Origin of the sequence: Pseudanabaena sp. UWO310, assembly GCF_006861605.1 — a bacterium.
In the GTDB taxonomy this organism is placed as follows: domain Bacteria; phylum Cyanobacteriota; class Cyanobacteriia; order Pseudanabaenales; family Pseudanabaenaceae; genus Pseudanabaena.
In genome coordinates, this window is sequence record NZ_SELU01000039.1 from 1 (window position 1) to 21,264 (window position 21,264).

Below are 21,264 nucleotides of genomic sequence, written 5' to 3' on the forward strand. Positions count from 1 at the left end.
ACATTCTTGCAACAATTCATCGAGCAGTTCTTTGCGTATATTCATCTGTTTTGGTGTTAGTAGTTGTGTGTCTAGATTGTCTCTCTGTATATATCCCAGACTTTACACAAAATACTCTACACTCTCATAGCAAACCCAATGTGTCCACAAGAATATGTCGTTTTCTCCCATTGACGAACTTGTTGCCATCAATACCAACTGCTTCTGGTGATGCTAATCGGCTAGCAATTTTAGTTGATTGACTATCAATACATCCTGCGCTTGGTGTTGCTTCTCTTCCTTCACTAACCCGATACCATTGTTGTAGTTTAGCGTTGATCTCCTGCCATGTATTGGTAATTCGCCAATGGCGAAAGTAATGATAGACAGTTTGCCATACAGGAAAATCATGGGGTAACATTCGCCATGCACACCCTGCAGCATTGATGTAGAAAATACCATTGAGTACCGCTCTAATATCTACAGTTCTTTTTCGTCCACCTGTTCCTGCGGCTGGAATCAAGTCTTTTATCAGTTCCCACTGGTTATTGGTTAAGTCTGTGGGGTATGATTTCTTTGTTGCTTCCATAAGGCTGTCTTTGTTTTTGTATATTGACAGACTATACCTTTGGGAGCTTTTTTTCACCTTTTTTTATTGCCAAAAACTTCTCAAACACGCTCTTAGCTATCGCTCAGGATACTATTCCTAATCAATTGGGTAAACCCACTAATTCGCCAACTTTACGTTGGGTCTTTCAATGTTTTATGGCGGTTCATTTAGTTTCTTTTCAGGGACTCACTCAAGTTGTTAATTTGTCTCCTCCTCGCCTTCATATTTTGAAATTCTTTTCTTCAGCCTGCCAACGCTACTATCTCCTTCCTGCGCCTCTTTCATAATTGTTTTTCCACTTCCATTACGAGCGGAATGTGGGATAAAAGCCGCTATAGAGTATAGGCTTTGGCTTCACAGAATATCAACTTCCCCAGATATAAATCGCTCCATTCTCCATTTTTAAAATTCTCGCTCTAACTCCATTCATATCTTTCTCTCCCCATTGTTGGTACACCAATCCACCCCGCTCATCAGTATAGACAAAAGGACGTTCGGGAATGGGCTTAAAGGAGTCGCCTACGCCATCTTCCCATTTCACGGTAATAGCACCTTGACGCATAGAAAAAATACAGGGCATCGAGACCTTAGCGGTTTGGGAGCTATTTGGGAAGTACTGACAATAGGCTTTACGGCTGTCCGCTTGCGCAGAGAAGGAACTCCCCAGAGTAGCGATCGCGGCAATTGCCCCAATGAGAATCGATTGACTTTTCATATTTACACCTTGTGGTTTTACTTATTCTTAACTGCTTAATCGGCTTGAACTAGCCCTTTCACCGTAAAAGCAAATTGCATCTTTAGGGCTACCCTCGATTTGCTAATAAGGTAGGAAGACACCAAAAAGTTCTAACTGTTCCTTTGAATTAGGACAAATCAAAACCCAAGAATTAATTGGCGGTGCTTCGCACCGCCAATTAATTCTTGGGTTTTATGTCCTAGTACACTTGGCGACAGCTATATTTATTAAACATTCCTTAATACCGTAACAGTCGAAATTCAAGACAAAGCAGCCTATGATCTTAGTCAACCTGTAGACTGACTTGTTATGCAAACTAAACCTATTTATACACAAGAACAGATTTCAGCTTGGTTGCGAGGACTCATGAGTGTTGCCCTCGCTGACAATGATTACAGCGAGCAAGAGCGTACACTTTTTGACCAAATCAGCCATAGTGAGGAATGGGGTGATGAGGTCACGATTCATAATTTTGAGCCTATTAACGCTCAGGATTTAGCCGATGCGTTAGGTAGCGATCGCGAAGTTGGGCAAAACTTCCTCCGCATGGCAGTTATGATGGCTCTTGCCGATGGCAAATACACGGATACAGAAGATCTCGTCATTCAAGGATTTTGCAAGACCCTAAAGCAAGAAGTCAAAGCGATCAATGACCTGCGCCAAAATCTCGAAGCCGCTTCCCATCACGACGAACATCATCCTAGCGTCCTTGAGCCAGTCAAAGAGTGGCTCGATCACATGGATATTCACGATTCGCGCCTTGCCAATTTAATCTGCAAGATTGTTCCTGCTCAATGCCCCTTTGAACGAGATATTGTCCTGTTTGGCAAGAAGATTATGCATATTCCTGCCATGTGTGAAATTAATCCTCTCTACGATCAGTTGGTAGGCTTGCGTTTTCGATCGCTAAGTTATCTTGCCGATAAGGGCGAAGATGTTTCTAAGTATTGTTAACTCTTCAGGATATGCTAAATTCAGCCATAATGCACCATCGCTCTACCAGACAGTCATGCCCAGAGAATTAAAAAACGCCAGTAAAGAAGATAATAGTGACGTTTCGCCCAATGTATTGCGCGTTGTTTTAGCATTTCGACGCTGGGGCTGGGCTGCTTTCTGGACACAGGTTGTATTGTGCGTAGTTTCATCGGTTGTCTTACTCCAACTTTTTTTGTTTCCTAGGACAGGTCAGCCAGTTAGCCCAACGGGATTGGATACTAGTCCCGCGACATTACCAGGATTGAGCTTTGCTTGGGTCGGTGTGGCAGTATTAGGCGCGAGTATTTTCTGGAATTATCGTTATACGCAAATGGCAAAAAAGCTGCGATCGCCCGATCGCCCAACCAAAAGCCAAACCGTATTTCAAATCAAAATCGGCTTGATTATTAATCTGCTCGGAATGTTGGTAACTTTGCTGGGAGCCTTTGCGATTATTGGTGCTTTAACCCTGAGAGCAGGACAAGGGCAAGTAGGAGTAATTGGAGCAGGCAGCTTTAACTCCGTCATTCAGCCGCTTGACTTTCAAATTATTCAGGCAAGTTTCAATATTATTTTTGCTCATTTTGTGGGTTTAGTCGCCTCGCTCTGGCTGCTTAACAAAGCCACCGACAAACCCAATCGCGAATAAAGGTGAGCCTAATTAAATATAAAACCCTAAAACCTGCGGCGCACGCCCAGCGTGCGCCGCAGGTTTTATACCAATTCCCAAAATGGCAACGCCATTTTGGGAATTGGTATAAAACCTGCCTTTGGTGGGTTTCTGTGCTTGGCTTTATAATAAATAGATATGAAGAAATGTAAATAGTGGCGAAACCAATGGAGTGGAAGCAGATCGAAGAAAATTGGGTGCTGACCCCTCAGAAACCCAAGGGCGTAATTCACTTTTTGGGTGGCGCATTTTTTGCGGCTGCGCCCCATGTTGCCTATAGCCGCGTATTAGAACAGCTCGCCCAAAATAACTATGCGATCGTCGCTACCCCCTTCCTGAACAACACGTTTGATCATCGTCAAATTGCTCGCGAAGTCCATAACTCCTTTCGCAAAGCCCGCAGCAAACTATTTCTCGATTATTTCCCCGTGTTTGGCATGGGTCACAGTATGGGTTGCAAAATCCATTTATTAATTAATAGCCTTTATAAACCCACCCGTGCTGGCAATATCTACATCGCCTATAACAACTACAGTGCCGATCGCTCAATTCCTTTCTTTAAAAACCTAGCCAACACCATTCCCGAAATGTCATCGATGGAGTTTACCCCCAGCCCTAAGGAAACCGAGCAAATAGTTACCGCCAATTACCAAACCACCCAAAATTTATTAGTTAAATTTGTTGATGATGACATTGACGAAATCTCCACCCTTGCCCAGTTGCTTCAGCAGAAATTTCCCAAAACCGTCATTCTCCAAACTCTCGAAGGTACGCACCTCACCTCTATGGGCATTGATGTGAAATGGCAAGCGGGTTCTAACTTCTCGGCAATTGACGCGATCGCCCAATGGGTCAAGCAAGAGCTCCACAAAAACAACCAAACCCTTGAACTAGTTCTATTAGCATGGCTCGCGAAGCAAACCGCCTAAAAAAACAGGTCACAAAATACATCTGCCTCGAAGGGAACAGCAATGAGTAGAAATACTCTAAACAAATCAACGGGCAACTTAACAACAAAGTCAGATCGAAATCGATTGATTTTGTATTTGTATACTAGACATTAGAATTTCTAATATTGTTTTAATCTTATTAGGATTACTAAACATTCCTATTAGTTTTTAGGTTGGAATGTATCGAATGATTGGAAAACTAGATCGATATATCCTCGTTTTTCTTAATACAAACATAGGCATAATACAATCCTCTCATCCCTATCCTTAAAGGGTTTGAGTATCTAGATTGACATATACATTTCTAAAACAATAGCCAGAGGATATATCTAGCTTATTAGGGCTATATCAATTTTTTATATCAATTTGGCGCTAGAAACAGTAGGCTTCAAAATTTTTTTTGCAAAAAAAGTAAATGTGGATACGCACTTTATGTTTAAATTAAAGACATCGCTCAAGGACTTCACACGAAGAATTCCTGATAGGATTAACTTATATAAAGCAAAAAATTATTCCAACAAAGAAGCAGATCTCAAAGGGCTAATTAGATTTTAATAGATTTTTAATCTTTCTATAATTTTCGATTTGACTATTGACTCTGACTCTTGAGTTTTTTTGCCGCGCTTTTTTACCGCGCTCTTTTGCCGCCTAGTGTGGTTCGTCGATTTTCATTTAAATCTAGTAAGGAGATATTAATGTCTTACTCAAAAACACAGTCTAAAGCTAAGGCTGGGTACGATGCAGGTGTTCAGGACTATAAACTAAAGTACTATACCCCCGACTATACTCCCAGAGATACTGACCTTCTCGCTGCTTTCCGTTTCGTGCCTCAACCAGGCGTACCTCCTGAAGAAGCTGCTGCTGCCGTAGCTGCTGAATCTTCTACAGGGACTTGGACAACTGTATGGACAGATTTGCTAACCGACCTCGATCGCTACAAAGGTCGTTGCTATGATGTCGAGCCAGTACCCAACGAAGACAATCAATATATCGCCTACATCGCCTATCCTCTGGACTTGTTCGAGGAAGGTTCTGTAACCAACTTGCTCACCTCATTGGTTGGTAACGTATTTGGTTTCAAGGCTCTTCGCGCATTGCGTCTAGAAGACATCCGCGTACCTATCGCTTACTTGAAGACTTTCCAAGGACCTCCTCACGGTATCCAAGTTGAGCGCGACAAGTTGAACAAGTACGGTCGTCCTCTATTGGGTTGTACCATTAAGCCTAAATTAGGGCTTTCTGCGAAAAACTACGGTCGTGCAGTATACGAATGTTTGCGCGGTGGTTTGGACTTCACCAAAGACGACGAAAACATTAACTCTCAGCCTTTCATGCGCTGGCGCGATCGCTTCCTGTTCGTACAAGAAGCAATCGAAAAAGCTCAAGCTGAAACTGGCGAAATCAAGGGTCACTACCTTAACGTCACTGCTCCTACTTCCGAGCAAATGATGGAACGTGCAGCCTTCGCTAAGGAAATCGGCACACCGATCATCATGCATGACTTCTTGACTGGTGGTTTCACTGCTAACACCTCTCTTGCTAAGTACTGCCGCGAAAATGGCTTGCTCTTGCACATTCACCGCGCTATGCACGCTGTTATCGACCGTCAAAAAACTCACGGGATTCACTTCCGCGTTTTGGCAAAATGTCTCCGTATGTCTGGTGGCGATCACCTCCACTCTGGAACTGTGGTTGGTAAGCTCGAAGGCGAAAAGGGCATTACCATGGGCTTCGTTGACCTCATGCGTGAAGACCACATCGAACTAGATCGCGATCGCGGTATCTACTTCACTCAAGACTGGGCTTCTATGCCTGGCGTACTTCCCGTTGCTTCGGGTGGTATCCACGTATGGCACATGCCTGCTCTCGTGGAAATCTTCGGCGATGATTCTTGCTTACAGTTCGGTGGTGGTACTTTGGGTCACCCATGGGGTGCTGCTCCTGGTGCAACCGCTAACCGCGTTGCTCTTGAAGCTTGTATCCAAGCCCGTAACGAAGGTCGCGACATGATGCGTGAAGGTGGCGACATTCTTCGTGAAGCTGGTCGTTGGTCTCCTGAATTGAATGCTGCTCTTGAACTTTGGAAGGAAATCAAGTTCGAGTTTGAAGCAATGGATACTCTCTAATCGATCTGCCGTTGCAAAAATGGGCTACGCCCATTTTTGCAAAAAAAATCTTGGTAAAGTCAGCCTATGGATATTAAGCGCAGTACTAAGTCCACAGCCAATATGTTGATCAATTTTTTGACCTTCGAGGCTGTCAAGACTATTGCCGAGCAATTGGAGGAAACCGATAAGTTAAAGGCTCTCTGGTTTAATCAGTTCTCGACGCGCGAAAGACTCCAGAATGGCGAGCTTTACATTAAAGACCTCTTTGAGGTTCACCAAGAAATGGCTTTTCGGGTAATGACGGTGCGGGAGCATCTGGCAAATGAAATTTTAGAATTTCTACCAGAGATGACTCGGACTGGCATCCAGCAATCAAATATGCAGCTTCGTCGTCGACATTTTGAGCGCATCATGAGCGTTCAGGCTTCTGAAGGATATTCGGAATGCGAGAATTTAGTTTCTGATGAGATGACTCGGACTGGCATCCAGCAATCAAATATGCAGCTTCGTCGTCGACATTTTGAGCGCATCATGAGCGTTCAGGCTTCTGAAGGATATTCGGAATGCGAGAATTTAGTTTCTGATATAGATCAAAATCCAGAAGTTAGTTCTGTAGATATTCTCGAATTTCCTCCAGAAGTTGCCGCAGACTCAAATGTTGATGGCGATCGCTCTTCCCCTCAATCAAATCAATAGCAATTTAATTTCAATCGCGAGGAAATAATGCAAACTTTACCTAAAGAGCGTCGTTACGAAACTCTTTCTTACCTTCCACCTTTGAGCGATGCTCAAATCACTCGTCAAATCGAGTACACCTTGAAGCAAGGTTTCTATCCTGCGATCGAATTTAACGAAGATTCCGATCCTGCTATCCACTACTGGACTCTTTGGAAGTTGCCCTTGTTCAACGCCAGAACTCCTCAAGAAGTTTTGAGCGAAGTTCAAGCTTGCCGCTCTAGCTATCCTGGTAGCTTTATCCGCGTAGTTGCTTTCGACAATATCAAGCAATGCCAAGTCCAAAGCTTCATTGTCCACAAGCCTAACAGCGCTCGTTACTAAGCTCTAAAAAACAAAAAAGCCCCGCATTGCGGGGCTTTTTTGTTATTTGCTATATTAATGGACAGCAATGCCAAATCCCCAAATTAAGACTATGACTATTACTTTAGATTTACCTCAAGAATTGGAACAAGAGCTATCTGTGGAAGCAGGAAAAATTAGTTTGTCTTTACCAGAATATATCCTTCAACTTCTAGCCGTTAGAAAATTTCTAGAGGGTCAGCTTAGAACTGGTGCAGAATTAGTAAGTTATTGGCAAAGTGAAGGACTAATTAACTCACGTCCTGAGATTAGGGATAGCCAAGAATATGCTCGCCAAATTCGCTATGTAGCAGAACATCGTTAACATTTATAAATTGATTTTATGTATGTTTTAGATACTGATATTCTGATCGATGTTTTGAGAGGGCATCAACCTGCGATCACATGGTTTACCACCTTATCCGAATTGCCCAGTGTTTCAGGTTTTGTGGTGATGGAGTTAATCCAAAATTGTCAAAATAAACAAGAAGTTAATCAAGTTTTTAGGCTGACTGCACCTTTATCATTAATTTGGTTGACTGAGGCTGATTGCGCTAATGTTTTATCAGATTTTAGTAAATATTGCCTTTCTGATGGAGTAGGGCTATTAGACGCATTAATTGCTCATTGTGCCATGAGCAAAAATAAAACTCTTTGTACTTTTAATATCAAACATTATCGGGTTATCCCTAATCTAAAAATTATTCAACCTTACGAGCGATAACTAGTTAGCCATTGCATTTCATCCTTGAATTGGCGTATTAATTGCGTAATTGCGCATACTTTTAGTGGAAGAATTGGAAAATGTCGTCTAGAAATAGGTTACACGATCGCTCATTTACTATGGCTCAATAATTATGCGTGTTGTATTTTTTGGAACTCCTGATTTTGCCGTTCCCACCTTAGAAAAGCTTTTATCTACACCAGATTTTGAAGTGGTGGGCGTAGTCTCCCAGCCAGATACTAGGCGTGGTCGTGGTAATCAGGTCACGCCGCCACCCGTCAAAGCTGCGGCGATCGCTAAAAATCCTAACCTGCAAATCTGGCAACCCGATCGCCTAAAAAAAGACAAACAGGTACTTGAAGAACTAGCCGCTATTAATGCCGATGTATTTGTGGTGGTTGCCTATGGGCAGATTCTCTCGCCAAAGATTTTGCATATGCCGAAGTATGGCTGCATTAACGTGCATGGTTCGCTCTTACCAAAATATCGTGGAGCCGCACCGATCCAATGGGCGATCGCTAATGGCGAGAGCATTACGGGTATTACAACCATGCAAATGGATGCAGGGATTGATACGGGCGCGATGTTACTCAAGGCGGAGTTAGAAATTTTGCCTGAAGATAATACGGATACCTTAAGTACAAAATTGGCGAACTTAGGTGCGGATTTATTAATTGATACTTTGCGCCGCTTAGATACGCTCAAGCCTGAATCTCAGGACGATGATTTGTCCTGCTATTCACCGATGATTGGGCGCGAGGATTGGGAACTAGATTGGAGCAAAGAGGCGATCGCTTTGCATAATCGCATTCGTGCCTTCTATCCCAATTGCTACACCGATTTTCGCGAACAGAGGTTAAAGATTACGAAATCGGAAATTGTCGAAGGTGAGGACAATTTAGAGAATATTGGGAAAGTTGCCGAAATTCGTAAAGGCAAAGGCTTTGTCTTGCAGACTGGCAAAGGTTTACTATTAATTAAGGAAGTTCAACCTGCGGGTAAAAAATTGCAATCGGGTTGGGATTTTGTCAATGGTGCAAGAATGGCGATCGGGGAATCCATAGTCAAAAAAGAGACGCATAGCGACGCTTTTAGTTAGATATAGCAGTAGCCCGTTATGTTAGAACAAAAACAAAACCCAGAAGAGTGTTGCGGCGCTTCGCGCCGCAACACTCTTCTGGGTTTTATGTCTTAACAAACCCTTTGTCAAACCCCAAGGGTAAAAGCCCTGCTAAGCAAGGCTTTTACCCTTGGGGGTTTGAAATTTGCCAGTTTAACCTGAACTGACGTTAACCTATGGTTTCTTGGGTGAAGCTTCTGGCTCTGTCGTGGAGCTAGGCGTTTGAGCGGGATTGGTAAATGGTTGTTTGGCTGGGGTCAAGGAGGCAAGGCGTTTTACTTCATCTTTAAACTCAGCAGGAGCAAGCTCTAGCCCTTTATCAAAGAGTTTTTTCGCCTCATCATCTTTACCCTGAACCTGCCTTAATTGCGCCTTACCGACATAGGGACGAAAATCTTTAGCATTATCTTTGATCATCTGATCGTAGGTAGCGATCGAGTCGTCAATGCGATTTTGTTGGCGATAAACCTCTCCCAATATCCAGCGTACTGAACTCGTATCTACGGTATTTGCTTGGATTTTATTGGCTGTTTCCGCAGTCTTGAGCGTATCTTGGAGAATGCCGATCGCTGCTTCAGGACGCTTATCGGTTAACTCGATGCTGACTAAACTCTGGATGGCGGGGATATATCCAGGCTTAGTAGTTAAAATTTTGCGGTATTCCGCCGAGGCATTTTTAGGATCCTTAAGTTGGATATAAGTCCTTGCTAGGGTCATCCGATATTCAGGCTGATCGGGAAAAGTATCGGCTAATGTTTGCAAAGGTTCGATCGTTTCCTTAGTTTTTCCTAATTGATTCCTGAGATTGACTAGCCCAATGAGCGCAGTTTGATTTTTAGGATCGCTCTTGAGTACAGCTTCAAACCCCTCAATCTGGATTTTGATCTTTTCTTGCTCTGAGGTGTTTTGGGCTGGGTTATTAGCGGCTTGCTGCGTCGGTGGGGCAAATAATCCGCCGATCAATGGGGCGATTGAAACGCCTAAAAAGGAGAGCGTAACTACGATTAAAACACCGTTAATAATCCATTGCCTTGCTGTACGTTGTGACACGATATTTACCCTAAATCCAATTACATGATAGTTTACTGCAAGAGGTTATTATAGGCGGCGCAAAGCAATACTTCTAATTTCTAATGGGTCAATGCACCTGAAAAATATGATCCAAAATATGGCACATTAAAGGATCAGATCATCATTGCAAAGTAACTCTAGATAAACGAAGTTAAACTTAATGGCATTAAAAGTTGGAATTTTAGGATTTGGTGGGTTAGGTCAAGCCGCAGCAAAGTTGCTTAGTGCTAAGCAGGAAATGCAGCTAGTCGTAGCAGCCGATAAAGAAGGTTTTGCCTACAATGACCAAGGGCTGAAGGCAACCGAGGCAATCTCTGTCTACCAGAGCAAAGGCTCCCTTGGCTACCTTGACAATGGCATTTTGACCCAAAACAGCATTGCGGAAGCGATCGCTATGGCAAAGGATGTTGATGGCTATTTCTTAGCTTTACCAAACTTACCCAATACCTTCATGGCAAGCGTTGCCAAGCAATTTATTGCTTCAGGTTGGAAGGGTGTACTCGTGGATGCGATCAAGCGTACCAGTGCCGTGGAGCAAATGATTGCCCTTTCCCCTGAACTCGAAGCCGCAGGGATTACCTACATGTCTGGTTGTGGTGCAACTCCAGGATTGTTAACTGCGGCAGCCGCGATCGCCGCTCAAAGCTTTGCTGAAGTTCATAAAGTCGAGATTAATTTTGGCGTTGGCATTGCCAACTGGAACGCTTATCGGGCTACAATCCGCGAAGATATTGCCCATATGTCTGGCTATACCGTTGATATCGCCCAAGCTATGTCCGATGCCGAAGTAGAAGCGTTACTCGAAAAGACGAATGGGTTGATCGAATTGACCAATATGGAACATGCTGACGACATCATGCTCGAACGGATTGGCATCTGCGATCGCGATCGGGTTACGGTCGGGGGTATCGTGGATACGCGCAATCCTAAAAAGCCTCTCAGCACCAATATGAAGCTTACAGGGCGCACCTTTGAGGGCAAAATTTCCACCCATACCTTCACCCTTGGCGATGAAACCAGTATGGCGGCAAATGTTTGCGGGACTGCCTTTGGTTACCTCAAAGCTGGCAAACAATTCCACCAACGCGGTATTTACGGGCTGATGACTGCCGCCGAAGTGATGCCCGCTTTTGTGCGCTAACCGTAGTAAGGTTTTGAGATTTCCAAAATGGCAACGCCATTTTGGAAATTGGTATTACATCTGTCGCCAAGTGTATTAGGACATAAACCCCAAGAATTGACTGGCGGCGCGAAGCGCCGCCAGTCAATTCTTGGGGTTTGATTTGTCCTCATTGGCTGTAGCTATATATAGCTGCCGCCAGTTTTGTTAGGACAAAATCAAAACCCCAAAGAGAGTTGCCGCGCTTTGCGCGGCAACTCTCTTTGGGGTTTTATGTCCTGATACAGTTGGCGGCAGCTATAGCTATAAAAAACTAAATTTGCGATCGCTATTGCATTCTTGTAGTACGTGTAGTATAAATGTAGTGCAGCGTAGTTCAAGCGCGTAGAACGCCTAGTCTAATAGCGATTACAACTACTCCAGTATTTGTGTAGCAATTAGAAAAGGAGATGCAGCCTCGCAAACTGCTGAAAATTCCTTTATGCACTTACTTGCCTATCTGGGCTGAAGCATTCAGGGTTATTGCCGCAGATAGGTGCTACTTGTTCGCAAGTAGCATCTATCACTAAATCAAAACTCTCATTTTGGATTTTGCCGTAGGCAAAATTCAAATTCGATAAAACTCTCAGTTTAAATTTTGCCTACGGCAAAATTTAAACTTAATATATTGACGGGTAGCTCAGTGGTAGAGCATTGAAAACATCCTTTGTCGTCACTTACCTGCAAAGGTCGCAGATTTAGGGTTATCGCTTTAGGTGCCAAGCGTCGGGGGTTCGATTCCCTCTCCGTCAATTGGGAATTTGATTTTGAGTAATGTGTTGGAGAGATAGTTATGCGATCGCAATCGAAACTTCTCTTTGCCCAAGATAAAAATGTGTGGTGCTTCGCACCACACGTTAATTCAAGGGACGAATTGGTGAGGGTTATCGCTATTGGTTGCATCACCTCCATGAGGTGATTGGGTTCAAATCCCAAAATCCCTTCCTAAACTAGAGGTTTTGCCTGCTGATTGCCAGCTTTCCTTAACAAAGCAAAAAATCAAAATTCCAAACCGGTAGTCCTAAAGAATTAATGGCGTGTTGCGCGTAGTGTGACACTTCATTACTCAAAATCGCTACTTCTTTAGCTCTACCCCCCAATCTTGGGGTGGATAGTTCAACTGGTAGAACGCACTTTTGCCCGTAAGGGACGCAGACTCAGGGTTATCGCTTCTAACGATCTCACCCCTTTGTCGCGAGATGTGGGTTCGAGTCCCATTCCACCCCCTCTAAAAGTTTTTAGTTGTTAGCGATTAGCTTTTAGCTTTTAGCTCTTAGCTTTTAGCTTTTAGCAATTGGCTTTTAGATGTTCAAATTCTCGGCAGGTGGCGAAATTGGTAAACGCGCTTGAAAAATAACCTTTATAGGATTACTTGTCTGCAAAGGCTGAACTGTAGAGGGTTATCTAAGGTCGGGTGACCATTGGTCTTGTAGGTTCGAGCCCTACCCTGCCGATTCCTTCTCTTTGGTCGAGGCGAAGGAAGTTCTCTTTAATTTTTTCCCTGACGGGACGGAGAATGTCATGTCTTATAAATTTTTATTCCAGAAACCCAAAGGTACTCCTCAGACTCAAGCGATCGCAGGTCGTGAAGCTGAAATGATTCAAGGGCGATCAGGTGGCTTTGCCTTTGATGCGGGTATCTGGCGCATGTTGCGTCGTTGCTTGCTGATTGGTACGGCTCAAAGCACCTACTACGCTGGCAAGCACGAACTGTCCGCCGATTTCATCAATACGGTGCAGAAATGCGTCGCTGAAGATGCCGATCGTGTGAAGAGCGAAATTCTCTATGCTAGCGATGGTCGTGCCGTGAATAACAGCGCTCCCATTCTGGCTCTAGTCTTGCTATCGATGGGTGACAGCCCAGCGGCGAAACGGAACTTCGTGGAAATCTTTCCGCAAGTTGTCCGCACGGGTAGCCACTTCTATGAATGGATGAACTACACCAAGTCCATGCGTGGTTTCGGTAAAGTTATTCGTGAAAGCGGTAAGGCATGGCTCTCCAATCCTGACACCAAGGCGCTTGCCTATCAATTGTTGAAGTACCAACAACGGCAAGGCTTCTCGCACCGTGATGCGTTGCGTTTGTTTCACGTGAAGCCTGAAACCGACGATCAACAAGCGCTCTATCAATGGGTGGTCAAGGGTTGGGATGAACTTCCTTCGCAGATTCCATCGGATGCGCTGGCGCAAATCTGGTGGTATGAATGGCTCAAGCGTCACCCTGACAAGACCCATGAAGCGATCGCGAAGGGTAAACTCACCCATGAAATGGCGGCTCCCATCGGACAGATGGATGTGCGTGCATGGCAGTTGCTCTTTAACGAAATGCCCATCGGCGCATTGCTGCGGAATCTTGGCTCTTTGACGGAACTTGGTGTCTTGACTGCGAAGAACAAGGATAACTTGAAGCATGTCGCCAATGTATTGAACAATCGCGAGCGTCTCAAGAAGGGACGCATTCACCCCATTGATATCTTGAAAGCTCTCAAGACCTATCAGTCGGGTGGTGCGCTCGGACGTAGCCAAAAGACTTGGCAACCAATTCCTCGCATTGTCGATATTCTGGAAACTGCTCTGGAAATGTCCTTCGATGCGATCGCGCCTACGGGTGCGACTTTCCTCCATGCGATCGATATCTCGGGTTCGATGTCTTACCACACCGTAAGTTCCATCGGCTTGACCTGCTGCGAAATCGCGGCAACGATGGCTTTGGCAACGGTGAAGGCGGAAACCAACTATGCGATCCGTGGATTTGCGACCGACTTCCGCGATTTGGGAATCACTAAAAAGGATTCCTTCACATCGGCAATGCAGAAAGCATCGAACCAAAACTTCGGTGGTACGGATGCATCGGTGGCGTACGATTGGGCGATTAAGAATAAGTTCTATGCGGATGTGTTCTGCTTCTGGACTGATTCGGAATCTTGGGCAGGTCGTCGTCATCCCAGTGAAGCCTTAGCAGAATATCGCCGCAAGGTGAACGCGAATGCGAAAGCAATCTATGTGACCTTGGCTCCTTCCAAGCTCTCGCTAGTCGATCCCAAAGACCCTAATTCTTGGGATATGGGAGGTTTCGATCCCGCCATGCCCCGTGCGATCCAAATGGTAGCAATGGGTGAAGTCTAAAAAAAGGAGTCGCGAAGCGACTCCTTTTTTATTAGGCAACTTCGGCTGGTTCCCTTTTTTCTAAGGAAAGCCCACCTGCACGAATTCCTTCCATTTCTTCTAATACTTGTAAGTATTTACCTGTAATAATTCTCGCGCCACGGCGATGGGTGAAATAGTTCCATCCCCATTGAATCATCACGATCAGCTTATTATCAAATTCAATTAGATAGTAAACATGGACAAATGTCCAGATAAACCATGCTAGCCAACCCTTCAGACGCAAGAACTTGAAGTCCACGACCGCTTCATGGCGACCGATTACGGCAAGACTGCCAAAATCCCAATACTTGAATTTTGCGGGTTCCTTTTTTTGCACTTTCGCCTCAATATGATGCGCGACATATTCTCCCTGCTGCATCGCCACAGGTGCAACTCCCGGAAGTGGGCGATCGCCTTGGTGGGGATAGTTTGCCAAATCACCAATCACATAGACATTAGGATAATTGGCGATCGATAGATCGGGCTGGACAACCACACGACCAACGCGATCTAGTTCCGCATTTAGGCGATCGCCTAATACTTTACCCATTGGTGAAGCCTTGACACCTGCCGCCCAGAGAATCGTTTGCGCTTGGATCTGCTCGACTTGTTCACCACATTTGAAGGTAACGATATGATCTTCAATATTCGTCACCATCGCACTAGTCTTAACTTCCACTCCCAACTTTATCAGAGATTCCTTTGCGGTTGCCGAGAGATCGGCATGGTATGGGGGCAATACGCGATCGGTTCCTTCTATCAAGATGATTCGCGCTTTCTTAGTATCGATATTCGTAAATTCACCGCTAAGAGTGCGATGGGCAAGTTCCGCTAAGGTTCCTGCGAGTTCTACACCCGTTGGCCCGCCACCGATAACCACGAAGTTCATCAATGCTTCTTTAAACTTAGGATCGTGGGTCTTTTCGGCAGCTTCAAAGGCGCTTAGGATACGGCGACGCATATTAATCGCATCTTCAATGGTTTTTAATCCAGGAGCTTGCTCTGACCATTGATCGTTACCAAAGTAATGGTGACTGACTCCTGTGGCAACGATCAGCGAATCATAGTTTATGTCTATGTGATTTTTTAATTTAACTACCTGCGCTTGGGGATCAATATCTAGCACTTCGCCCATCACGACGCTGGTATTTTTGTTTTCGGCGAGGACTGCCCGCAATGGTGAGGCGATATCGGCGGGGGAGAGGCTGCCTGTGGCGACTTGGTAAAGTAGGGGCTGGAAGAGGTGAAAGTTACGCTTGTCGATGAGGGTGACTTTGAGGGGAACCTTTGATTTGCCTAGTTTTTGGGCGGCATATAGTCCCCCAAAACCGCCGCCAATAATAACAACATGATGGGGTGCGCTTTCATTTTGAGTACTTAGAGACATGGCAAGTTTTAAGTTGGGTGTGATGTTTTTGCTGGTGGCATCTTTTAAAAGTTATTATATATGTAAATAAAAATATCTTTTTGTGTCTTTTTGTTCTGGAATGCTAATGTTTAGATTAGTAATCCCAAATACTCGTTATGAATGTGTCGGATAAACTACGATCACTAACCTATAGCTTAGATATCCAAATGGTTGGGATGTATTTTTGGTGTGGGAATTTTGTAATTCAGTTTGGTGGTACTGAGGTGGATGATGAGCCTTTTTATTATCCTTTTGTAGTTCCTACGTTTATTGGATTCGGGTTTGTACTTCCCAATTATTTTTCGTGGCATACTCCGTTTGATCAGTTAAAAAACATAATAGTGTGATGGCTGTCTATAATCCTGCGAATGATAGAATCGTTACGGCTTATCAGTTAGACTGAGATTTGCAACGTAAAGTACAAAAAACTATGGTTACTGTACCTTCTCAATACCGTTTGCCAACTGCGGAAGACCTACCCGATTCCGATGAAACACCTGTGGATAATGAACTCCAAAATGACATTCCTAATCTTCTATTGAATCTATTGCGAGAAATTTGGAGCGATCGCTCTGATTGGTTTTGGGGTGTGGATATGGGAGTATATTACGAACCAAATATTGAGGAGCCAACTAAATCGAAGGCAATCGTTCCCGATGGATTTCTCGCTCTGGGTGTACCGAAGCAAACTGGTGAAGGTGGACGCTTGAGCTATGTGGTTTGGCAGGAAAAAGTAATGCCAATTCTGGCTTTGGAAGTTGTTTCTAAAAAATACAATGGGGAATACGACACGAAGTTATCCAAGTATGCAGAAATAGGCATCCTCTACTATGTGGTGTACAATTCCACGTCTGGTCGCCGATTGTATAAGGATCATCAATCTTTAGAGGTGTACAAGTTAGTCGATGGAAAATATCAACTTTTGCCTGCGGTGACGCTTTTGCCAGAGTGTGGGAAGATGGTATGGATTCCTGAGATTGGTTTGGGAATTGGTTGTGAACAGGGTATTTACGATGGTTGGCAACGCGAATGGGTCTATTGGTACGATCGCTCAGGTAAGAGATATCTCACTGCTCAAGAACTTACGAACCTAGAGCGTCAGGCTAGACTTGAAGCTGAGGCATTATTACAAAAGTATCGCGATCGCTTCGGTGATATCTCTGAATAATTAAAAAGGCGATCAACTATTTTGCTAGGGGGATGTTTTTTGTAAAACAAGATAAGTTGTTTAATATAGCCCTATTTAGCGAATGTCTACCCCTTACTCAAGAGGATTTATATGCAATCTAAATTTTTTTGCTATAGATATGGATCTTAAGCAATATAGTTATTGCCGCCCCAGTCTCATCAGGAGCAAGATTTAGTGTGTATGATAATGAACGAAATCTAACTGTCTGAAGTTGTAATTCATGAAAGAAGTTCGCCTTACAGATCTTGACGAACTAGCTCTTAAAGTAAGAGATAGAACAGCACGGTCTTATATCTTGGAAGCGATAGACGCATATCGAGGAGGTGCATACCGTTCAGCAATAGTATCCACTTGGATTGCTGTTACTTTTGATGTGATATCAAAAATAAGAGAGTTATCAAATCAAGGTGATCCAATGGCACAAGATTTTATAAATAAATTGGATCAAGCTATTGCAGCTAAACAGATTAGACAACTTCAAAACATTGAAGAAGATTTACTGAAAACAGCAACTATCGATTTCGAGTTTTTGTCAGATCAGGAGCAGGTTGACATTACTCGATTAAAAGATGATCGTAATCTTTGCGCTCACCCCGCATTTGTATCCGAAGAAATGCTCTTTGAACCTGAGCCAGAAAGGGTTCGGATGCACATAGTACATGTTGTTAAACATCTTTTACAGCATCAGCCTGTACAAGGTAAAAGTGCAATTGCAAGAATTGTAAGAGATATAAAAACAACCTCATTCCCTCCTACATTAGACGCAGCCTGTATCTTTTTAAACTCTAGGTATTTTGATCGTGCAAAAAGGTCGTTGACTGAGAATCTTCTATTCCTGCTCTTAAAGGCAATACTGCGTGGAGATGTCCCTGATTTACCATTGACGTATGCAAGACAGATTCTCTTGACTTTACAAGCTATTTCTAATCGACATCCCGACATCTACGAAGAACGGATGAAGGCAAAACTGTTGACTATTATTGAATCTTTAGACGAAGGCTGTCTGCCTAATGTTTTTCGATTACTTGGAGCTGATCCACGATGTTGGAATTGGTTAGATGAATCTGCTAAAATTCACTTAAAAGAAGTAACTCAAGTAAGTCTTAATAAGCCTAGTATTCGCAATTCAGTTTTTGAAGCCATTTTAGTAAACGATCTAAAGCCAATCATTATTGAGGGATTTAATGAGCTTTCTTCAGAAATACAAATAAGTGTAATCAAAGCAACACCACAACCCGAATTTGCTACTCAAGCCATCGCTTTATATTCAAAAGCTAGCGACTATCGAGGTGCAGAGAGATTAGGCGAGTCATTGATTTTTCCAATGGCTAACTGCTTCTCTGTAGCTAATATCCAAGACATTCTTAGGGTTGTAGAGAAAAATAGTCAGATATATGATGCTACTGGTACACCAGCAATTCTCGAGGAACTTTTTGAAAAAAACAAACAATATCTCCCAGATCTCCGTGAAAGTTGGAAATCACTTTTTGTGTTTCTTCATTCCCAATATTCATGGTTATATAACAAATCAGAAGATTCTGAAGTTTTGAAAGAAACTGGCTGGGAAAACTTGGCGAATCGACTTAAAGCCGCAGGAGTGAACTTATCTCCAGAATAAGAATTAAGCAGCCAATGTCAGCACGATCACTGATCTTGTAGTGTGATCGCGTAGGGTTAGTTGTTAGAGTCGAGGTTGGGTATTACCCCAAGCCCCTCTCCTACAGATCCGTGCTTGCAACTTTCACTGCACACGGCTCCCAGATATAAGAGGGAATTACCCCATGCTCATGTGCAGATACTGGTGACAGGAATGATGTATTGCTACAAGATTTTTTGTTGTCCAGTTATCGTGATTTCCATCTAGATGATGTAAATGCACTTTTTCTTCTCCGATGAAATTGAGTCCGCAGAAGTTACATGAATGGTTTTGCCGTTTTAGGGCTTTAGAGGTCGTACTGTTATAGAGCTTGCTGTTACGTTCGCTCCAATAAACTAAGTCTCCGTCATAGGGAGATTTAGTTCCAGTGACATTGTTGTATCTATTTTCGGAGTAAGGAACCACTGGAAAAGCTTTTTTAATAAGTTTTGTAACTGAGAGCTTATCTAAATTTGCTTCCTTGTTAAATACCTTCCATGCTCTGTGATTGATATGCCAAAGTGAATTCCTTGACCCATCCATCTTGCAGTATTTATGGTACTCTCTCCAACCTCTAACCAGAGGGGCTAATTTCTCAGCCTTGACTTTGGCTCCATAGTTCGAGTTATTAACAATGAATTTTACCTTCTTACGAAAAGCTTTGAAGTTGTCCACGGACGGGACACATCGAAACTTTCCGTTGTTTCGCACTTTGAAATGCCAACCAAGGGATATGTCCGTCGCAATCTTGCCCATATTGATACCCTAATTGCCGCAGGGGCAAAGCTATCGGAATTGAAGAAGAATCTCTATCGGAACTTGCTGGTCGTCAGTGAAGTATATCGGCAACAACAATTGATGTACGAGCAAGGTTGTCATCGCATAGACGACCGCATCGTCAGTATTACTCAACCTCATGTACGTCCGATCGTCAGAGGTAAGTCAGGAACACCCGTGGAGTTTGGCGCTAAACTCTCGGTTAGTTGTGTGGATGACCATGCATTTCTCGACCATCTCAGTTGGGATAATACCAATTCCCAAAAGTGTGGCTACACTTTTGGGAATTGAAAACTAAACCCAGTAAGGGTTTTAAAATCACAAAATGGCTACGCCATTTTGTGATTTGGTATAACTTCAATGAATCGGGGGATTTGCAGTAGCAAGTAGAATTGTTTAAATCTCGCTTTGGATATTATCCTGAAGTGGTTTACGTTGACCAGATTTATCGCACTCGCAGCAATCGCGCCTATTGCCGAAATCTGGGTATTTGGATTACGGCTCTACCTTGGGCAGACCTGTACCCGATGATTTGGCGGCTATTTGCAAGCAAACTCTCGAAGATGCTAAGGTTCGCAATCAAACTGAAGGTAAGTTTGGGCAGGCTAAACGACGGTTTAGCTTAAATCGTGTCATGACCAAGTTAGCAAATACTTCGGAAACAGCGATCGCTATCACTTTCTTGGTGATGAATTTGGAATCGCTGCTCAAGTGGCTTGTTTTTTTCGGTTTTTCTTGGTTTATGTTTTGCTGGCAACTCTTTGTTCTTCCCTCTCGGAAACTGCTCTTTAACTTTAATTCTTTTTCTTGGCAATTTCCTAGTAGACATTCAAAGTATTATCCCCTTCCTCTTTGCCCACTACTTTCCGCTTAGTCACTTTTTTCGGCAAGCCCTATTTAAGAACGTTATTATTTTGGGGATAGAACTGCTTGAGGAGCAAACCCAAACGATAAGACCATGCTCTCTCATCATGACCTCCTTCCCTATCCTCATACTTAAATAGATCCCTACCAAGTACGTACCCATAGTCCTTTTCTAGGATTTCTAGCATCCTGCGTGCCCATTTAGTTGCTTGCTGCTCAATGACGAAATTATGGAAGCCACCCGAACGTTTAGTTCCCCAATCAATCCATAGACGGGGACGATATTGATTATCTTTACGAAGATATTTCCCAACAGCCACCATCAATGGAGAACTAGGCAGATTAAAAACACCGCCCACCCAAAATGAGGGAGAGAGCGCACCGATATTACCAAAGTGATTGGAGTGAATCGCGCCTGTATAAAAAGCTGCCAATCCACCATGGGAGGAACCGAGAATAGTCGTAGAACTGCGATCGCTAATAGTTTTGTAATTAACGTCAATAAAAGATTTAAGCCGTACCATGTAATTAGCATATTCTGGTAGCCCACCACCTTCCTTTTTAAAGGGAGTAGAAAACTCTTCTACATGTAGATATTCGTAGGAGCGATTAAGAGGATGAACCGCCACGACAATTACAGGCTCTATTTCTTGCTTACTGTATAAACTTCTCATTACATTCGGGACATCCCATGAATAAGGACTCAATCCTCCTGCCCAGAAAGCAGTATTGCCATCATTCATATACAGTACGGAATAATCGCGATTATCCCCATAGGTACGCGGTAAAAAGACATGGACTTTACGGGGGCGATCGCTTTTAGGATCTAACTGTAAAGCATCGTAAGTATGAAAATAACCACTTTCATCACCTTCATCATGATAGTAAGCCTTCTGTCCACCTAGATTAAATGCATGAGCCATGGGTATGTATACATTAAGAAGATGAGCTAAAAAAATGAAGAGAGAACCGCTCTCTAAATGCTAAGAATACCGATGCCCCAGAAATTAAACTTAGAATATAGCAGAAATAGAATTTCTGCAATAATGACTTAAAATTCCCAT

General features: G+C 43.5%; 19 protein-coding genes, 3 tRNA genes and 3 pseudogenes. 19 read left to right on the forward strand and 6 right to left on the reverse strand.

Going from position 1 to position 21,264, the window contains the following annotated elements; genetic code table 11:
• Positions 1–124: 124 nt before the first annotated feature.
• Positions 125–568 carry an IS5 family transposase gene (locus tag PseudUWO310_RS13785; protein ID WP_142602206.1) on the reverse strand — a complete coding sequence of 148 codons (444 nt, stop codon included), beginning with the start codon at positions 566–568 and terminating at the stop codon, positions 125–127.
• A gap of 92 nt (positions 569–660) precedes the next feature.
• Between PseudUWO310_RS13785 and PseudUWO310_RS23335 the strand changes: the two are divergent.
• Positions 661–876 (forward strand): annotated as a pseudogene (locus tag PseudUWO310_RS23335) (IS1634 family transposase); the annotation flags it as partial.
• Positions 877–953: 77 nt separating this feature from the next.
• Here PseudUWO310_RS23335 and PseudUWO310_RS13795 read toward each other — a convergent pair.
• The gene (locus tag PseudUWO310_RS13795; RefSeq protein WP_142602207.1) at positions 954–1,304 is read right to left on the reverse strand and encodes a hypothetical protein; all 351 of its coding nucleotides are present in this window, start codon (positions 1,302–1,304) and stop codon (positions 954–956) included.
• 330 nt (positions 1,305–1,634) lie between these two features.
• On the opposite strand from PseudUWO310_RS13795, the gene PseudUWO310_RS13800 reads away from it, so the two are divergent.
• From PseudUWO310_RS13800 to fmt, 9 genes are all read left to right on the forward strand, one after another.
• Complete coding sequence (locus PseudUWO310_RS13800) at positions 1,635–2,279, forward strand: Mo-dependent nitrogenase C-terminal domain-containing protein (protein WP_142602210.1); 645 nt, start codon at positions 1,635–1,637, stop codon at positions 2,277–2,279.
• Positions 2,260–2,949 carry a DUF3611 family protein gene (locus PseudUWO310_RS13805; RefSeq protein WP_142602212.1) on the forward strand — a complete coding sequence of 230 codons (690 nt, stop codon included), beginning with the start codon at positions 2,260–2,262 and terminating at the stop codon, positions 2,947–2,949. The genes PseudUWO310_RS13800 and PseudUWO310_RS13805 overlap by 20 nt, the downstream gene beginning before the upstream one ends.
• Positions 2,950–3,137: 188 nt before the next feature.
• A complete protein-coding gene (locus tag PseudUWO310_RS13810) occupies positions 3,138–3,899 on the forward strand; it encodes a DUF1350 family protein (RefSeq protein WP_142602275.1) in 762 nt (253 codons plus the stop codon).
• Between the two features lie 716 nt (positions 3,900–4,615).
• A complete protein-coding gene (locus PseudUWO310_RS13815) occupies positions 4,616–6,046 on the forward strand; it encodes a form I ribulose bisphosphate carboxylase large subunit (RefSeq protein ID WP_009626920.1) in 1,431 nt (476 codons plus the stop codon).
• A gap of 66 nt (positions 6,047–6,112) precedes the next feature.
• Entirely contained in the window at positions 6,113–6,724 is a 612-nt protein-coding gene (locus tag PseudUWO310_RS13820) for a chaperonin family protein RbcX (RefSeq protein ID WP_142602214.1), read from the forward strand.
• A gap of 27 nt (positions 6,725–6,751) precedes the next feature.
• Complete coding sequence (locus PseudUWO310_RS13825) at positions 6,752–7,087, forward strand: ribulose bisphosphate carboxylase small subunit (protein WP_009626922.1); 336 nt, start codon at positions 6,752–6,754, stop codon at positions 7,085–7,087.
• Positions 7,088–7,178: 91 nt separating this feature from the next.
• On the forward strand, positions 7,179–7,430 hold the full coding sequence (locus PseudUWO310_RS13830) for a hypothetical protein (protein WP_142602216.1): 252 nt from the start codon (positions 7,179–7,181) through the stop codon (positions 7,428–7,430).
• Between the two features lie 18 nt (positions 7,431–7,448).
• Complete coding sequence (locus PseudUWO310_RS13835) at positions 7,449–7,829, forward strand: PIN domain-containing protein (RefSeq protein WP_142602219.1); 381 nt, start codon at positions 7,449–7,451, stop codon at positions 7,827–7,829.
• A 133-nt stretch (positions 7,830–7,962) separates the two neighbouring features.
• Positions 7,963–8,928, forward strand: coding sequence for a methionyl-tRNA formyltransferase (gene fmt, locus PseudUWO310_RS13840; protein ID WP_142602221.1), 966 nt, complete (start codon positions 7,963–7,965; stop codon positions 8,926–8,928).
• Between the two features lie 195 nt (positions 8,929–9,123).
• Here fmt and PseudUWO310_RS13845 read toward each other — a convergent pair whose 3' ends face one another.
• Positions 9,124–9,999 carry a tetratricopeptide repeat protein gene (locus PseudUWO310_RS13845; RefSeq protein WP_055073606.1) on the reverse strand — a complete coding sequence of 292 codons (876 nt, stop codon included), beginning with the start codon at positions 9,997–9,999 and terminating at the stop codon, positions 9,124–9,126.
• Between the two features lie 181 nt (positions 10,000–10,180).
• Here PseudUWO310_RS13845 and bioU point away from each other — a divergent pair, with 181 nt between their 5' ends.
• The 5 genes from bioU (at position 10,181) to PseudUWO310_RS13855 (ending at position 14,305) form a co-directional block, all read left to right on the forward strand.
• Positions 10,181–11,161: a (S)-8-amino-7-oxononanoate synthase BioU gene (gene bioU, locus PseudUWO310_RS13850; protein WP_142602223.1), complete on the forward strand. Its 981-nt coding sequence runs from the start codon at positions 10,181–10,183 to the stop codon at positions 11,159–11,161.
• Positions 11,162–11,808: 647 nt separating this feature from the next.
• A tRNA-OTHER gene (locus tag PseudUWO310_RS22615) sits at positions 11,809–11,932 on the forward strand.
• 352 nt (positions 11,933–12,284) lie between these two features.
• A tRNA-OTHER gene (locus tag PseudUWO310_RS22620) sits at positions 12,285–12,405 on the forward strand.
• A 92-nt stretch (positions 12,406–12,497) separates the two neighbouring features.
• Positions 12,498–12,633: transfer RNA gene (locus tag PseudUWO310_RS22625), tRNA-OTHER, on the forward strand.
• A gap of 67 nt (positions 12,634–12,700) precedes the next feature.
• Positions 12,701–14,305, forward strand: coding sequence for a TROVE domain-containing protein (locus PseudUWO310_RS13855; protein ID WP_142602225.1), 1,605 nt, complete (start codon positions 12,701–12,703; stop codon positions 14,303–14,305).
• 31 nt (positions 14,306–14,336) lie between these two features.
• Here PseudUWO310_RS13855 and PseudUWO310_RS13860 read toward each other — a convergent pair whose 3' ends face one another.
• A complete protein-coding gene (locus PseudUWO310_RS13860; RefSeq protein ID WP_142602228.1) occupies positions 14,337–15,713 on the reverse strand; it encodes an NAD(P)/FAD-dependent oxidoreductase in 1,377 nt (458 codons plus the stop codon).
• Positions 15,714–16,164: 451 nt separating this feature from the next.
• On the opposite strand from PseudUWO310_RS13860, the gene PseudUWO310_RS13865 reads away from it, so the two are divergent.
• Positions 16,165–16,902, forward strand: a complete 738-nt coding sequence (locus tag PseudUWO310_RS13865) for a Uma2 family endonuclease (protein ID WP_142602230.1) — start codon at positions 16,165–16,167, stop codon at positions 16,900–16,902.
• Positions 16,903–17,143: 241 nt separating this feature from the next.
• A complete protein-coding gene (locus tag PseudUWO310_RS13870; protein WP_142602232.1) occupies positions 17,144–18,541 on the forward strand; it encodes a hypothetical protein in 1,398 nt (465 codons plus the stop codon).
• Between the two features lie 156 nt (positions 18,542–18,697).
• On the opposite strand, the pseudogene PseudUWO310_RS13875 reads toward PseudUWO310_RS13870, so the two are convergent.
• Positions 18,698–19,288: pseudogene (locus PseudUWO310_RS13875) on the reverse strand (group II intron maturase-specific domain-containing protein); the annotation flags it as partial.
• Between PseudUWO310_RS13875 and PseudUWO310_RS13880 the strand changes: the two are divergent.
• Both PseudUWO310_RS13880 and PseudUWO310_RS13885 read left to right on the forward strand, forming a co-directional pair.
• Entirely contained in the window at positions 19,277–19,627 is a 351-nt protein-coding gene (locus tag PseudUWO310_RS13880; protein ID WP_411729038.1) for a hypothetical protein, read from the forward strand. The pseudogene PseudUWO310_RS13875 and the gene PseudUWO310_RS13880 overlap by 12 nt on opposite strands.
• Before the next feature lie 65 nt (positions 19,628–19,692).
• Positions 19,693–20,036: pseudogene (locus PseudUWO310_RS13885) on the forward strand (transposase); the annotation flags it as partial.
• Between the two features lie 193 nt (positions 20,037–20,229).
• On the opposite strand, the gene PseudUWO310_RS13890 reads toward PseudUWO310_RS13885, so the two are convergent.
• Positions 20,230–21,123 (reverse strand): alpha/beta hydrolase, encoded by an 894-nt coding sequence (locus PseudUWO310_RS13890; RefSeq protein ID WP_142602236.1) that lies wholly within the window; start codon positions 21,121–21,123, stop codon positions 20,230–20,232.
• Positions 21,124–21,264: the final 141 nt, after the last annotated feature.

What these genes read in the sequence shown, in the direction of transcription:
- PseudUWO310_RS13785 (WP_142602206.1), bottom strand. Translation starts at nt 568, where the DNA reads ATGGAAGCAACAAAGAAATCATACCCCACAGACTTAACCAATAACCAG.
- PseudUWO310_RS13795 (WP_142602207.1), bottom strand. Translation starts at nt 1,304, where the DNA reads ATGAAAAGTCAATCGATTCTCATTGGGGCAATTGCCGCGATCGCTACT.
- PseudUWO310_RS13800 (WP_142602210.1), top strand. Translation starts at nt 1,635, where the DNA reads ATGCAAACTAAACCTATTTATACACAAGAACAGATTTCAGCTTGGTTG.
- PseudUWO310_RS13805 (WP_142602212.1), top strand. Translation starts at nt 2,260, where the DNA reads ATGTTTCTAAGTATTGTTAACTCTTCAGGATATGCTAAATTCAGCCAT.
- PseudUWO310_RS13810 (WP_142602275.1), top strand. Translation starts at nt 3,138, where the DNA reads ATGGAGTGGAAGCAGATCGAAGAAAATTGGGTGCTGACCCCTCAGAAA.
- PseudUWO310_RS13815 (WP_009626920.1), top strand. Translation starts at nt 4,616, where the DNA reads ATGTCTTACTCAAAAACACAGTCTAAAGCTAAGGCTGGGTACGATGCA.
- PseudUWO310_RS13820 (WP_142602214.1), top strand. Translation starts at nt 6,113, where the DNA reads ATGGATATTAAGCGCAGTACTAAGTCCACAGCCAATATGTTGATCAAT.
- PseudUWO310_RS13825 (WP_009626922.1), top strand. Translation starts at nt 6,752, where the DNA reads ATGCAAACTTTACCTAAAGAGCGTCGTTACGAAACTCTTTCTTACCTT.
- PseudUWO310_RS13830 (WP_142602216.1), top strand. Translation starts at nt 7,179, where the DNA reads ATGACTATTACTTTAGATTTACCTCAAGAATTGGAACAAGAGCTATCT.
- PseudUWO310_RS13835 (WP_142602219.1), top strand. Translation starts at nt 7,449, where the DNA reads ATGTATGTTTTAGATACTGATATTCTGATCGATGTTTTGAGAGGGCAT.
- fmt (WP_142602221.1), top strand. Translation starts at nt 7,963, where the DNA reads ATGCGTGTTGTATTTTTTGGAACTCCTGATTTTGCCGTTCCCACCTTA.
- bioU (WP_142602223.1), top strand. Translation starts at nt 10,181, where the DNA reads ATGGCATTAAAAGTTGGAATTTTAGGATTTGGTGGGTTAGGTCAAGCC.
- PseudUWO310_RS13855 (WP_142602225.1), top strand. Translation starts at nt 12,701, where the DNA reads ATGTCTTATAAATTTTTATTCCAGAAACCCAAAGGTACTCCTCAGACT.
- PseudUWO310_RS13860 (WP_142602228.1), bottom strand. Translation starts at nt 15,713, where the DNA reads ATGTCTCTAAGTACTCAAAATGAAAGCGCACCCCATCATGTTGTTATT.
- PseudUWO310_RS13865 (WP_142602230.1), top strand. Translation starts at nt 16,165, where the DNA reads ATGGTTACTGTACCTTCTCAATACCGTTTGCCAACTGCGGAAGACCTA.
- PseudUWO310_RS13870 (WP_142602232.1), top strand. Translation starts at nt 17,144, where the DNA reads ATGAAAGAAGTTCGCCTTACAGATCTTGACGAACTAGCTCTTAAAGTA.
- PseudUWO310_RS13880 (WP_411729038.1), top strand. Translation starts at nt 19,277, where the DNA reads ATGCCAACCAAGGGATATGTCCGTCGCAATCTTGCCCATATTGATACC.
- PseudUWO310_RS13890 (WP_142602236.1), bottom strand. Translation starts at nt 21,123, where the DNA reads ATGGCTCATGCATTTAATCTAGGTGGACAGAAGGCTTACTATCATGAT.